This is a genomic window from Lutibacter profundi, assembly GCF_001543325.1.
GTDB classification, from domain to species: domain Bacteria; phylum Bacteroidota; class Bacteroidia; order Flavobacteriales; family Flavobacteriaceae; genus Lutibacter; species Lutibacter profundi.
The window spans coordinates 1,067,351-1,079,872 of sequence record NZ_CP013355.1 but is presented as its reverse complement, the minus strand read 5'-3'; the positions used below and the strand labels follow the sequence as shown (position 1 = coordinate 1,079,872).

Genomic DNA, 12,522 nt, shown 5'->3' with positions numbered 1-12,522 from the left:
ATGAATAATGAAATAAATAAAGAAGATTACATTTTAGTTGATGGATTTAAACATGTTAAATATACGCAAGAAGTTTATACCAATGAAGAACTAATTAATAGATCAAAGAAATATTATAATTATTTTAATAAGCGAAGATCTATACGTCATTTTTCAGACAAAGAAGTACCTATAGAAGTTATTGAAAACATTATAAAAACAGCCTCTACCGCCCCCTCAGGAGCAAATAAACAACCTTGGACATTTTGTGTTATTAAAAATGAAGCCTTGAAAAAGAAAATTAGAATTGCTGCTGAAGAAGAAGAAAAGAAAAGTTATGAAGCTAGAATGAGTGATGAATGGCTGGAAGATTTAAAACACTTAGGGACTGATGCCAATAAACCTTTTTTAGAAACTGCACCCTATTTAATAGCCGTATTTAAAAGACCCTTTGAATATGACAAATATGGTAATAAACATCAAAATTATTATGTGAATGAATCTGCTGGTTTAGCATGTGGGTTTTTAATATCAGCAATTCACAATGCAGGTTTGGCAACTTTAACACATACGCCTAGCCCAATGCGGTTTTTAGAAAAAATATTAGAAAGACCAGATAATGAAAGAGCATTTTTGTTACTACCAGTAGGTTTTATAGCTAAAAAAACTTATGTCCCTAACATAGGAAGAAAACCGCTCAAAGAAGTAATGAAAGTATACTAAATAACTTGTAAAAGTTATTTAATAAAATCAATAAAATAATGAATGTTAATACAACGTTTAATAGTTGATAATACTTGTATATTTTGTATGTTTGAGATAAATTTTAAAATTGTAGTATGTATAATTCAAAAATAACAGGGCTCGGCTATTATGTACCTGATAACATTGTTACAAATGAAGATTTATCCAAACTAATGGATACAAATGATGCATGGATTGAGGAGAGAACTGGTATTAAAGAAAGAAGATGGATAAAAGAGGGGAGTGAAGATACTTCTGCTGTTATGGGTGCTAAAGCATCTCGAATAGCTATTGAAAGAGCTGGGTTAACCAAAGATGATATAGACTTTATAGTTTTTGCAACATTAAGTCCAGATTATTATTTTCCTGGAGGAGGAGTTCAATTGCAAGATATGTTAGACATGAGAACCATTGGAGCATTGGATGTTAGGAATCAATGTTCAGGATTTATTTATGCCATGTCAGTAGCCGATCAGTTTATAAAAACAGGAATGTATAAAAATATACTAGTAGTTGGTGCTGAATACCATTCGGGTGGTTTAGATAAAACTACTAGAGGTAGAGGAGTTTCTGTAATTTTTGGCGATGGGGCAGGAGCCGCTGTGTTGTCAAGAACAGAAGATAATACTAAGGGAATTTTATCAACTCATTTACATTCAGAAGGAAAACATGCGGAAGAATTAACGGTGTTAGCACCAAGTATTAAGCACTGGGTTCCAGCAATAATTGCAGCCAATGATAAAAATGATGAAAGTTATTTTCCATATATGAACGGAACATTTGTATTTAAACATGCTGTTGTTCGCTTTTCTGAAACAATAATGGAGGGTTTAAAATCTAATAATTTAGACGTAGCAGATATTAATATGTTAATTCCTCATCAAGCAAATTTACGAATATCTCAATTTGTTCAACGAAAATTTAAATTGACTGATGACCAGATTTATAATAATATTATGAAATATGGTAATACCACAGCAGCTTCAATTATAATAGCTCTTACTGAAGCTTGGGAAAAAGGAAAAATTAACGAAGGTGATTTAGTTATTTTAGCAGCTTTTGGAAGTGGATTTACTTGGGGTAGCGTTATTATTAGATGGTAACCAAATAAATAAAATAATAAAAAGCCTCAAAATGCAAGTTTAGAGGCTTTTTTAAAAGGATTATTTTGATTGATTAATTCAAATAATTACCAAAGTATACCCTTTTTAATATTTTATTTTACTACCTAATATTAAATAAATTTATGCTGTGTTGAATTAGAATAGCGCCTTCTGTTATTCCAGTTAATACGTGCTGGAGTATTTAATAATTCAAAATAGGTATAGCCTATTTTATTGTTTTGTGTGTTGAGTAATTTCATAATTTTATTTTTATAAATGTTAGCTTTGTTCTACTTAATAGACTCTAAACGGATTATTGTGTTACATACTTTAACTAATTTTAACAAATGAAAAGAACTTTAGTGTTAGGAGCCTCAATTAACCCTAATAGATATTCATATATAGCAATCCAAAGACTTGTAGAACATAAGTATGAAGTTAGGGCTGTTGGAAGGAGAGAAGGTAATATATGTGGTGTTAATATTTTTAAAACTAAAAAAATATTTAAGAATATTGATACCGTAAGTTTATATTTAGGCGCAAAAAATCAGGTTGAATATTACGATTACATATTGAAATTAAACCCTAAACGTGTTTTGTTTAATCCTGGCACTGAAAATAGTGAGCTGGAAGAAATACTTTCTCTAAATAATATTGCTTTTGAAAGAGCCTGTACCTTGGTGTTATTGAGTATAGGAGCATATTAATTTAGAATGCCTTTTAAAAAAAAGAATATAGACTAGTATAATCTATTTTTTACAGCAATTAATTCATTTTGCAAATCTTCAATTTTTTGTAGTAAGTTAAAAACAATATCTATCCCTTCTATATTAACATTTAAATCGTGATGCATTCGTATCATTTTTTCAATATCCACTATTTTATCTTGGTGAATGCACTGAGTGCGTTCAATAGTTAAAATATCAATCAATCCTATTTCATTTAAATCGCTAAAAAAAGACATTTTAACTTTGTAAAGAGAGCACAATTTATCGAGTGTTATAAAATCTTCTTTAATCATGATGTTCTTAATTTTGAAAGTTCAGTAAATAATTCATTTTCTCTTTTTGTTAAATTGGTTGGAATTTTTATTTGATAAGTTATATACAAATCACCAAAAGAGCCTTCTTTTTTATAAATAGGAAAACCTTTTCCTTTCAGTTTTACTTTTGTCCCATTTTGGGTTTCTGGTTTTATTTTGAGTTTTACTTTTCCATCAAATGTATCAACAGTAACTTCACCTCCCAATACTGCTTTATACAAATCTAAATCAACAGTTAGGTGTAAATTGTGATTATCCAACTTAAATTTTGTATTATTTTTAATTACAAATTTAATATGTAAATCACCTCTTGGTCCGCCGTTTATGCCTTCTCCTCCATGGCCTTTAATTTTGATAATTTGACCATTTTTAACTCCGGCAGGTATAGTAAGTCTAATATTTTTACCATTAACAGTTAAAGTTCGTTTATGGATTTTATAAACATCTCTTAAATCTAGTTGTAATTCAGCATTATAGTCTTGACCTCTAAATTTTACAGAGCCAGAACTTCTTTTTGAAGAACCTCCTCCAAACATAGATTCAAAAAAATCGGAATAATCACTACCAGAAAAGTCGCTATAGGTCTTTTGCTGAGAACTTCTTTGATATTGTTGCTGTTGTTTTTGTGCTTTTTCGAAATGTTCAGCATGTTCCCAATCTTTTCCGTATTTATCATATTTTTTACGATTTTCTTTATGGCTTAAAACTTCGTTAGCTTCATTAACTGCTTTGAATTTTTTTTCTGCCTCTTTGTTATTTGGATTTAAATCTGGGTGGTATTTTCTCGCTAGTTTTCTATATGCTTTCTTTATTTCGTTTTCTGTTGCATTTTTTTTTAAACCTAATATTTTATAATAATCTATAAATGCCATTTTAGTATGTGTCTATAATTTATTTATAATAATTTTTAATAAGAAATTAGTCGAAAGTTACAAATTAAATTTTGTTTATCTATTCACTTTAAATCTTAAAATTTTACAAAAATTTAATTTTTTTATGCTATTGTAAATTTCATTTGTTTAATGTATAAAGTAGTAATTTTTCATTGTCATTTGGGAGTTTTATAATTTCATTAAATTTAAGACCTAGTTTTAGTAGTAGTTTTTGAGAGCGAAAATTCTTTTTTGTGGTAATTGCATTAATTTTTGGAATAGCAAGCTCTTCAAATGCTGTTTTAATAAGCTTATTTGCAGCTTCAAAAGCAAACCCATTATTTTCATACTTTGGAAGAAAGGCAAATCCAATGTCTATACCATCTATACCTTCTCTATTATAAAGACCACAAGTGCCTATTTTTATTTTAGCTGATTTTGTAATAACTGTATAGTTGGCGTAGCCTAGTTTTTTCAATTGAGGAAGCATTTTATGTTGAATATAATTTTTAGCATCTTCAATTGAATGAACATTTCTATCTCCAATATATTTAATCCATTTTGGAGTGTTTAGCAGTTCTAAAATAAATTCAGCATCTTTATTAGAAGTCGGTTCAAGTATTAACCTCTCCGTTTTATAAGATTTATAAGAACTCATTACTAAAGAGGTGCTTTTTTACAAATCATTAAGAATAACGGGTATTTTTTAATTTTCGAATTTATTTTTTTTTCAATCACGTGGCATATTTCGTAATATTCTATCTTAAATCCGCTATTTTTTAAGAGCTCAGACAATTGGTTTTTGTCAAACCCATTATGCCCCTCAAAACTAGGGATGTTAGCATGAAAAGAACCATCTTCTTGAACTAGATCTGCAATACATAAATATCCATCAGTTTTTATGAGTGCATGAAATATTTTAGCAACTTTGTTCAAATCGAGTATGTGATGAAGTGTCATTAACATATAAACTACATTAAATTTCCCAATATTTAAATCATCTTTTAGCAAATCAATTAAAAGAGGTTTAAAATTTGTAAGAGATTGTTTTTCAATTTTATTTTTTAAGACATCAATCATTCCTTTTGAATTATCAGCAAGTGTAATTGTTTTAAAATCATCTTTTAATTGGTAGCTTAGTAATCCAGTTCCACAACCAAATTCTAAAGCATTCCAAGTTGTTTTTGGATGAATATAATTTCGAATTTCTTTAGCGAAAATTTCAGCTCTTTTTACTTTCATTGGGTCATTATCCCAATTTTTGGCTTGCTTATCAAAATGTTGCATAATATTTTAAAAGTATAATTTATGTAATTTCAAATGTTTTACCTTCTTCAGCTAAAATAGTATTTGGAAAAATAGCTTTAGATTCTTGTAAGAAATTGGTTTTATCTTTGTATCTACTGCTAAAATGACCTATCATTAATTGTTCTACGTGTGCTTGTTTGGCAATACTTGCCGCTTGTTCAGCAGTTGAATGCTTAGTTGTTTCTGCTAATTCTTCTTTATCTTTTAAAAACGTAGTCTCGTGATATAAACAGTTTACATTTTTTACAATAGGTAAAATTTCAGGAAAATACGAAGTATCACTGCAAAAAGCATAACTTTTAGGTTTTGAAGGTGCTAAGGTTAAAACTTCATTTTTAATAATGTTTCCATTAAGTAGTGTATAATCTCTTCCTATTTTTAGGTTTTGATAGTCACATATTTGAATTTCAGGATATTTATTTATAGCAGTCATATTTAATTTGCGTTCTCCTAATTTTTCTTTAAATAAAAAGCCATTAGTATATATTCTATGGTTTAGAGGAATTGTATGTACTTCTACTTTTGAATCTTCAAAAATTAGTTTGCTTTTTAAAGAGGTTAATTCATGGAAATAAAGAGGGTAACTTGTCCATGAATTTGAAAGTTTTAGTTGTAAGGTAATAATTTCTTTCAATCCTTTAGGGGCATAAATATGCAATTCTGTTTCACGATTTAACAATCTAAATGTTGAAATTAAACCAATTAGTCCAAAAAAGTGATCACCATGTAAATGAGATATGAAAATATGTTTAATTTTAGAAAATTTAATGCTGTGTTTTCTAAGTTGCACTTGTGTTCCCTCTCCACAATCAATTAAAAAATTATGATTTTTAATTTCTAAAAATTGAGAGGTTGGATGTGCGTTTACTCTTGGTGTAGCAGAATGACAACCTAAAATTGTGAGTTTTAAACTCATCTAATAATTAATCTTTTTGAAATAATTTCAGTTTCGGTTTGGAGTGTGTAAATATACATGCCCTTGGTTAAATTAGCACGGTTAAAAGGTATTGTATTATAGCCTATTTTACCGTTAATTTGTTCAAGATATACGGTTTTCCCTAATAAATTTTTTAAACTAAATTCAATTAATTGATTTTTAGTAGAGCGAAAATTAATTCTAGTAGTTAATCTAAATGGATTTGGATATGCTGTAACGGATGATAATGTTAGTGTAGGTTCGTTTTTAGAAACAACAATACTCCTTTCCCTATTTTGCTGCGCAAAAGAAAAAGAAAAAAATAATAAAAAAGTTATTAAAAGTAGTTTTTTCATCAATAAGCAAATTGTTTTAAAATCCTAAATCTCGTTCAATAGCATCCATTTCTAGTATGTCTATCGCTTCTGCTAATGTTGGAACAACACTTAATTCATCTGGAATTTTATCTACATCTATTCCACTACAAACTAGCACAAAACTTGTGCCATTCTTTTGATGCTGTACACTTACTTTCAAAAATAAGGTTAATTCTTCAATTTTTATGTTAAAATTTTCAGAAAAATCAATAATTAAATGTTCTTTTTTAAATTCAGGATAGCGAATTTCAAACGCTACAAGAAAGTCTTTAACCAAATTTTGGGTTGGTTTTATGTGTGTGTATTTTTCAGTTTTAGTTATTGTCATAAATTTTATTGAACTATTTGTTGTGCTAGTAAATAGATAACAGCCATACGTATGGCAACGCCATTTTCAACCTGATTTAAAATGATTGATTGATCAGCATCAGCAACATCGCTTGTAATCTCAACCCCTCTGTTTATTGGGCCAGGGTGCATAATTACAATTTTTTTATCTAGTGAATCTAGTATTTTTTTATTGATGCCAAAAAGTTGTGAATATTCTCTAGTAGAAGGGAAATAATTAATTTTCATACGTTCATTTTGGACTCTTAAAACATTTGCAACATCACACCAATCCAAAGCTTTTTTTAAACTATACTCAATACTAACTCCCAAACTTTCAATGTGTTTTGGAATTAAAGTTTTAGGGCCGCAAACTTTAACTTCTGCACCTTGTAATTTTAAGGCATAAATATTTGAAAGAGCAACTCTAGAATGTAAAATATCACCTATAATTACAATTTTTTTATCCTTAACAGTTCCTAATTTCTCACGAATTGAGTATGAATCTAAAAGTGCTTGTGTTGGATGTTCATGGGTTCCGTCTCCTGCATTTATTATTTTAGCGTGCACATTTTTTGATAAAAAATCACAAGCGCCTACATTGGGATGTCGCATAACAATAATATCAACTTTCATAGATAGTATATTGTTGGCTGTGTCTATAAGTGTTTCGCCTTTTTTTACAGAAGACTGACTGGCTGAGAAATTAATAATATCGGCAGATAATCTTTTTTCAGCTAGTTCAAAAGATAGTTTTGTACGTGTACTATTTTCAAAAAATAAGTTAGCTATGGTTATGTCTCTAAGTGAAGGTACTTTTTTTATAGGTCTATTGATAACTTCTTTAAAGTGATTAGCCGTTTTAAAAATTAAATCAATATCAGTAACTTTTAAATGCTTTATTCCTAAAAGATGTTGTACGCTTAACTGGCTCATAGTGTAATTAATTATTTATAATATATACTGCATCTTTCTTATCGTTTTCTTTCCAATGAACGGTTACTTTTTCTTTATTTATAACATCTACTTGCCTTCCTGTATAATCTGGTTGAATAGGTAAATGGCGACTGAATCTTCTATCAATTAATACCAAAAGTTCAATATTTTCAGGTCTCCCAAAAGATTGAATGGCTGTTAATGCTGCACGTATACTTCGCCCTGAATAGAGCACATCATCAATAAAAACAACGTTTTTACCTTCAATAATAAAATCGATCGTTGTTTTGCTAGCTTCTAAAGGGGCTTCACGCCGTCTAAAATCATCTCTGTAGAAAGTGATATCTAATTGCCCCAATTTAACTTTAGAGATATTATAATCATTTTGTAAAATAGAAACTAAACGTTTCGCTAAATGTACTCCTCTTGGCTGAATTCCAATCACAACAGTTTTTTCAAAGCTGTTGTGATTTTCAATTAACTGACAAGCTAATCGGTGTAAGATAATGTGAATTTCTTTAGAGTTAAGTAGTGTTTTTTTACTCATGGTAATACCAAACATTGTTCGGAATACAAATATACAGCATTTTGTTAATTAATTTGTTAAAAACATTAGAAGTTAATTCTAAAATCATTAGAAACTTCTTGTACTTTTATTTTATAGTAATTGTCTATATCTTTTATATGTCATTAACTCCAAGAGAAAATAATATGCCCTTATTAAAATTTGAATCAATGCTTAAAACTGATAGCGTTTATTTTTTTGATTCAATAGAGTTTGAACAAATTATACATTATTATATAGACTCAGCTAAAATATCTTTAGCTAAAAAAGCCATAAAATTAGGACTAACCCAGCATCCTAAATCGGTTTTATTAAAGTTGCTACAAGCCGAACTAATGATTTTTGATGGTGAAACAGAAAGTGCTTCAAGTTTATTAAAAGAATTACAGGCAATTGAACCTACCAATGATGAAATATATGTGCAACAAGCAGCAATATACTCTAAAAGTGACAATCATAAAAAGGCAATAAATTTATTGAAAATTGCATTAACTTATACAGATGATGAGGCCGATATTTTATCAATGATTGGAATGGAATATTTGTATTTAGACGATTTTAATGAAGCTAGGCTGAATTTTGCAAAATGTTTAGAAGTTGATTTCGAAGATTATTCATCTCTTTACAACATCATTTATTGTTTTGATATGCAAAATAAACATAATGAAGCTATTGATTATTTAGATAATTATATAAATAAAGACCCGTACAGTGAAGTTGCCTGGCATCAATTAGGACGGCAATATTTTATTGTAGAAAACTACAAAGAGGCCTTACGAGCTTTTGATTTTGCGGTACTTATTGATGAATTTTTTGTTGGAGCATATTTAGAAAAAGCAAAAACATTAGAACAACTTAATAATTTTGAAGAAGCCATTGACAATTATAAAATAACGATAGAGTTGGATGACCCAACATCATTCGTTTTTTTGCGAATAGGTGAATGTTATGAAAATTTAAATAAATCAACACAAGCAATTCAATTTTATAAAAAAGCAGTTCATGAAGACCCTCTATTAGATAAAGGATGGATAGCAATTACCAATTTAAATATAAAAGAAAAAAAGTACAGAAAGGCATTATTTCATATCAATAAAGCACTAGAAATAGATGAACAAAATTCAAAATATTGGCGCAAATATGCTGAGATATGTTTGAATATTGATCTTTTTGAAGAAGCAGAAAATGCATTTAAACAATGTTTATTACTACAAGATTTTGACCTTACAATATGGCTGGGTTTAAGTGATGTACTATGTTATTTAGGAGAATATGATGATGCACTAAAATACTTGTTGAAATCAAAATCATATTTTAAAAATTTTGCTGAAATAGAATATAGGCTAAGTGGCTTGTGTTTTAAATTTAAAAATGATATAAAAGGTAAAAATTATTTAACTTCAGCACTGTTTATTAATTTTGAAGAACAAATAATATTAAAGGAACTTTTTCCTGAAGTTTACAAAATGAAAAAGGTAAAAAACATTATAAATAGTTTCAAAAAAACTTCACAATAAAAATACTACATTTGTCACATTAACATTTTGAAGACAAATGAAGCAACGAAAATTTAGACATTATTTTATAATTATTTTAAAAGGAATAGCAATGGGAGCAGCCGATGTTGTTCCAGGAGTTTCAGGAGGTACAATTGCTTTTATATCAGGGATTTACGAAGAGTTATTAACTTCAATTAGCTCAGTAAATATAGGCACATTAAAACTCTTAAAAACAAAAGGAGTAAAAGCCGCATGGAATGCTGTTAATGGAAATTTTTTAGCGTCATTACTCACAGGTATTTTTATTAGTATTGTATCATTGGCAAAACTAATATCTTGGTTGTTAGAACATAAACCAATTATGGTTTGGTCATTCTTTTTTGGATTAGTTTTAGCTAGTATTTTGTATGTGGGAAGACAAATTAACAAATGGAATAGTGTGGCAATTGTGAGTTTATTGATGGGTACTGGAATAGCTTATTACATAACTACATTACAACCTCTAATTTCTGAAAACTCCTCTCCATTATTTATGTTTTTGGCTGGAGCATTAGCAATTTGTGCTATGATTTTACCTGGAATTTCTGGCGCATTTATTCTGGTTTTATTGGGAGCTTATAAACCAGTGCTAGAAGCAATTCATACTAGAGATTTTAAATTATTATTAATAATTGCCTTTGGAGCAATAGTTGGATTATTATCATTTTCAAAAGTATTAAGGTGGTTATTTAATCATTATAGAAATTATACCTTAGCTGTTTTAACAGGATTTATTTTAGGCTCATTAAATAAAATATGGCCTTGGAAAGAGACATTAACTTGGCGTATTAACTCTCACGGAATTAAAGTTCCATTTAATGAGCAAAGTGTTTCTCCTTTTTCTTTTGAAGGAAATTCTCAAATATTGGCAGCTATAATATTAGTAATAGTAGGTTTTTTAACAATTATTCTGTTAGAAAAAATTGCCGATAAGAGTTCAAATAATATATAATTATGGCTAGAGAACGTACCATATTAGATAAGTTTTTTCTTTTTTTAAAAGGACTTTCTATGGGTGCGGCTAATAAAGTTCCAGGGGTGTCAGGTGGTACAGTTTCCTTTGTTTTAGGCTTTTATGAAGAAATGATTTACTCTTTTAGAAAAATAAATTATAAGGCCTTTTTATTACTAATTAATGGCAGATTTAAAAGTTTCTATTATTATACAAATGCTACTTTTTTATTGCTTGTTTTTGGAGGAAGTACGTTTAGCTATTTTAGTGTTTCTCTTGTTCTAGATTATCTGTTAGAATATTACGAATTGTATGTTTGGAGTTCTTTTTTTGGAATGATTCTGGGTTCAATCTATTATATTTCAAAAGATTTTAGGGATTGGAAAATAAGTAATATTGTTGCAATGGCAATTGGAGCGGCATTAGGTATTGCAATTAGTTTTATGAATCCAGCAAAAGAAAATGACAATTTATGGTTTGTATTTGCTTGTGGAATTATTGGTGTTTCTGGAATGACATTACCAGGGCTTTCAGGCTCATTTATTTTAATTTTATTGGGTAATTATGTATTGCTATTAGTTGATTCTGTCACCATGTTATATAAAACTTTTGCAGAAATAATTACGGGTGATTTTAGTTTCATAAATAGTGATGAGCGCATTAGATATCTAAAAATTATTACATCATTTACTGCAGGTTCGGTTTTTGGCTTGGTATTTACATCACATATTTTAGGGTATGTACTTAAGCGTTGGCATCAAATTGTTACTGCAATTATTATTGGTTTTATTACAGGTTCCTTAGGAATAGTTTGGCCTTGGAAGAAAGTTGTTTATAAAGTTGTAAATGGTAGAATATTATTAGATGCAAGAGGAAATGAAGTTGTTGAAAATTTTAAAAGATATTTTCCAGATTTTTCGCTAAAAGAAACTTGGATTGCCATTTTTTATATTTTGATTGGCTTCGGAATTATTTTGTTAATTGATAAATTTGGACAAAAACGTAAAGAGTATGAAGATGAACAAACGTTATAAATTTGGTTTGATAGGAAAGAATATTTCTTATTCTTTTTCAAAAAAATATTTTACTGAAAAATTTGAGAAGTTAGGTTTAAATACGTTTAAATACCACAATTATGATCTTCCTGAAATTGAAGAATTCCCATTCATTCTGTACCAAAGAGAAGATGATTTTATAGGATTTAATGTTACAATTCCTTATAAAGAATCAATTATAAAATATTTAGATGAGGTTGAAGAAGAAGCTCAAATAATTGGAGCTGTTAACACCATAAAAGTAACTCCAGAAAATAAATTAATAGGTTATAATACAGATGTTTATGGGTTTCAAAAATCAATAAAACCTATATTGAAGCAGCATCATAAAAAAGCACTAATTTTAGGAACAGGAGGAGCCTCTAAGGCAATTTCTTATGCTTTGAATAAATTGGAAATAGAAAATAAATTTGTTTCTAGAAAAGAATTAGAAAATAATTTCTTGTATTCAGATTTGAATGAAAATATAATGGCAAAGCATACGGTGATAATAAATTGTACACCCTTAGGTACTTCCCCAAATATTGAAGATTTACCAGATATTCCATATAAGTACATAACAAATAAGCACTTGTTATTTGATTTAATCTATAACCCTGCTGAAACTAAATTTTTGAAAGAAGGTAAAAAAAGGGGAGCCATTATAAAAAACGGATATGAAATGTTAGAACTCCAAGCTGAAAAGTCTTGGGAAATATGGAATTCATAAAAAGAATTCCTTAAATTTACGCAACTTTTAAAAGTTTTATCATCTTATTAAGAAGTAGTAATTACAAACAAATTACTATTTTAAATTATTAATGATTAT

General features: G+C 28.5%; 17 protein-coding genes. 7 read left to right on the top strand and 10 right to left on the bottom strand.

Annotated elements, in window-relative coordinates:
* Positions 1 to 702, top strand: coding sequence for a nitroreductase family protein (locus Lupro_RS04810; protein WP_068206773.1), 702 nt, complete (start codon positions 1 to 3; stop codon positions 700 to 702).
* Between the two features lie 116 nt (positions 703 to 818).
* A complete protein-coding gene (locus tag Lupro_RS04805) occupies positions 819 to 1,826 on the top strand; it encodes a 3-oxoacyl-ACP synthase III family protein (RefSeq protein ID WP_068206771.1) in 1,008 nt (335 codons plus the stop codon).
* Positions 1,827 to 1,957: 131 nt separating this feature from the next.
* Here Lupro_RS04805 and Lupro_RS13830 read toward each other — a convergent pair whose 3' ends face one another.
* Positions 1,958 to 2,086 carry a hypothetical protein gene (locus Lupro_RS13830; protein ID WP_257721006.1) on the bottom strand — a complete coding sequence of 43 codons (129 nt, stop codon included), beginning with the start codon at positions 2,084 to 2,086 and terminating at the stop codon, positions 1,958 to 1,960.
* Positions 2,087 to 2,173: 87 nt separating this feature from the next.
* On the opposite strand from Lupro_RS13830, the gene Lupro_RS04800 reads away from it, so the two are divergent.
* Positions 2,174 to 2,533: a CoA-binding protein gene (locus tag Lupro_RS04800; RefSeq protein WP_068206769.1), complete on the top strand. Its 360-nt coding sequence runs from the start codon at positions 2,174 to 2,176 to the stop codon at positions 2,531 to 2,533.
* Between the two features lie 32 nt (positions 2,534 to 2,565).
* On the opposite strand, the gene Lupro_RS04795 is transcribed toward Lupro_RS04800, so the two are convergent.
* The 9 genes from Lupro_RS04795 to pyrR form a co-directional block, all read right to left on the bottom strand.
* Positions 2,566 to 2,847 carry a chaperone modulator CbpM gene (locus Lupro_RS04795; RefSeq protein ID WP_068206767.1) on the bottom strand — a complete coding sequence of 94 codons (282 nt, stop codon included), beginning with the start codon at positions 2,845 to 2,847 and terminating at the stop codon, positions 2,566 to 2,568.
* Entirely contained in the window at positions 2,844 to 3,740 is an 897-nt protein-coding gene (locus Lupro_RS04790; RefSeq protein ID WP_068206766.1) for a J domain-containing protein, read from the bottom strand. Before Lupro_RS04790 ends, Lupro_RS04795 begins: the two co-directional genes overlap by 4 nt.
* 139 nt (positions 3,741 to 3,879) lie before the next feature.
* A complete protein-coding gene (locus Lupro_RS04785) occupies positions 3,880 to 4,398 on the bottom strand; it encodes a GNAT family N-acetyltransferase (RefSeq protein ID WP_068206764.1) in 519 nt (172 codons plus the stop codon).
* A gap of 2 nt (positions 4,399 to 4,400) precedes the next feature.
* Complete coding sequence (locus Lupro_RS04780) at positions 4,401 to 5,027, bottom strand: class I SAM-dependent DNA methyltransferase (RefSeq protein WP_068206763.1); 627 nt, start codon at positions 5,025 to 5,027, stop codon at positions 4,401 to 4,403.
* A gap of 19 nt (positions 5,028 to 5,046) precedes the next feature.
* Positions 5,047 to 5,964, bottom strand: coding sequence for a ribonuclease Z (locus Lupro_RS04775; RefSeq protein ID WP_068206760.1), 918 nt, complete (start codon positions 5,962 to 5,964; stop codon positions 5,047 to 5,049).
* A complete protein-coding gene (locus Lupro_RS04770) occupies positions 5,961 to 6,320 on the bottom strand; it encodes a T9SS type A sorting domain-containing protein (RefSeq protein ID WP_068206757.1) in 360 nt (119 codons plus the stop codon). The genes Lupro_RS04775 and Lupro_RS04770 overlap by 4 nt, the downstream gene beginning before the upstream one ends.
* A 16-nt stretch (positions 6,321 to 6,336) precedes the next feature.
* Positions 6,337 to 6,669, bottom strand: a complete 333-nt coding sequence (locus Lupro_RS04765; protein ID WP_068206754.1) for a hypothetical protein — start codon at positions 6,667 to 6,669, stop codon at positions 6,337 to 6,339.
* Between the two features lie 5 nt (positions 6,670 to 6,674).
* Positions 6,675 to 7,604, bottom strand: a complete 930-nt coding sequence (locus tag Lupro_RS04760) for an aspartate carbamoyltransferase catalytic subunit (RefSeq protein ID WP_068206753.1) — start codon at positions 7,602 to 7,604, stop codon at positions 6,675 to 6,677.
* Positions 7,605 to 7,611: 7 nt separating this feature from the next.
* Complete coding sequence (gene pyrR / locus Lupro_RS04755) at positions 7,612 to 8,151, bottom strand: bifunctional pyr operon transcriptional regulator/uracil phosphoribosyltransferase PyrR (RefSeq protein WP_068211455.1); 540 nt, start codon at positions 8,149 to 8,151, stop codon at positions 7,612 to 7,614.
* A gap of 137 nt (positions 8,152 to 8,288) precedes the next feature.
* On the opposite strand from pyrR, the gene Lupro_RS04750 reads away from it, so the two are divergent.
* From Lupro_RS04750 to Lupro_RS04735, 4 genes are read left to right on the top strand one after another with little or no spacing between them, the layout of a single operon-like run.
* Entirely contained in the window at positions 8,289 to 9,686 is a 1,398-nt protein-coding gene (locus Lupro_RS04750; protein WP_227807480.1) for a tetratricopeptide repeat protein, read from the top strand.
* Positions 9,687 to 9,723: 37 nt separating this feature from the next.
* A complete protein-coding gene (locus tag Lupro_RS04745; protein ID WP_068206751.1) occupies positions 9,724 to 10,659 on the top strand; it encodes a polyprenyl-phosphate transporter in 936 nt (311 codons plus the stop codon).
* Between the two features lie 2 nt (positions 10,660 to 10,661).
* Positions 10,662 to 11,693 carry a DUF368 domain-containing protein gene (locus tag Lupro_RS04740; RefSeq protein ID WP_068206748.1) on the top strand — a complete coding sequence of 344 codons (1,032 nt, stop codon included), beginning with the start codon at positions 10,662 to 10,664 and terminating at the stop codon, positions 11,691 to 11,693.
* Positions 11,671 to 12,423, top strand: a complete 753-nt coding sequence (locus Lupro_RS04735; protein ID WP_068206747.1) for a shikimate dehydrogenase family protein — start codon at positions 11,671 to 11,673, stop codon at positions 12,421 to 12,423. The genes Lupro_RS04740 and Lupro_RS04735 overlap by 23 nt, the downstream gene beginning before the upstream one ends.
* The last annotated feature ends 99 nt before the right edge of the window (positions 12,424 to 12,522 follow it).

Coding starts and splice junctions, on each gene's coding strand:
- Lupro_RS04780 (WP_068206763.1), bottom strand. CDS start 5,027: ATGCAACATTTTGATAAGCAAGCCAAAAATTGGGATAATGACCCAATG.
- Lupro_RS04775 (WP_068206760.1), bottom strand. CDS start 5,964: ATGAGTTTAAAACTCACAATTTTAGGTTGTCATTCTGCTACACCAAGA.
- Lupro_RS04745 (WP_068206751.1), top strand. CDS start 9,724: ATGAAGCAACGAAAATTTAGACATTATTTTATAATTATTTTAAAAGGA.
- Lupro_RS04795 (WP_068206767.1), bottom strand. CDS start 2,847: ATGATTAAAGAAGATTTTATAACACTCGATAAATTGTGCTCTCTTTAC.
- Lupro_RS04785 (WP_068206764.1), bottom strand. CDS start 4,398: ATGAGTTCTTATAAATCTTATAAAACGGAGAGGTTAATACTTGAACCG.
- Lupro_RS04770 (WP_068206757.1), bottom strand. CDS start 6,320: ATGAAAAAACTACTTTTAATAACTTTTTTATTATTTTTTTCTTTTTCT.
- Lupro_RS04740 (WP_068206748.1), top strand. CDS start 10,662: ATGGCTAGAGAACGTACCATATTAGATAAGTTTTTTCTTTTTTTAAAA.
- Lupro_RS04810 (WP_068206773.1), top strand. CDS start 1: ATGAATAATGAAATAAATAAAGAAGATTACATTTTAGTTGATGGATTT.
- Lupro_RS04805 (WP_068206771.1), top strand. CDS start 819: ATGTATAATTCAAAAATAACAGGGCTCGGCTATTATGTACCTGATAAC.
- Lupro_RS04735 (WP_068206747.1), top strand. CDS start 11,671: ATGAAGATGAACAAACGTTATAAATTTGGTTTGATAGGAAAGAATATT.
- Lupro_RS04790 (WP_068206766.1), bottom strand. CDS start 3,740: ATGGCATTTATAGATTATTATAAAATATTAGGTTTAAAAAAAAATGCA.
- Lupro_RS04760 (WP_068206753.1), bottom strand. CDS start 7,604: ATGAGCCAGTTAAGCGTACAACATCTTTTAGGAATAAAGCATTTAAAA.
- Lupro_RS04765 (WP_068206754.1), bottom strand. CDS start 6,669: ATGACAATAACTAAAACTGAAAAATACACACACATAAAACCAACCCAA.
- Lupro_RS13830 (WP_257721006.1), bottom strand. CDS start 2,086: ATGAAATTACTCAACACACAAAACAATAAAATAGGCTATACCTATTTT.
- Lupro_RS04750 (WP_227807480.1), top strand. CDS start 8,289: ATGTCATTAACTCCAAGAGAAAATAATATGCCCTTATTAAAATTTGAA.
- pyrR (WP_068211455.1), bottom strand. CDS start 8,151: ATGAGTAAAAAAACACTACTTAACTCTAAAGAAATTCACATTATCTTA.
- Lupro_RS04800 (WP_068206769.1), top strand. CDS start 2,174: ATGAAAAGAACTTTAGTGTTAGGAGCCTCAATTAACCCTAATAGATAT.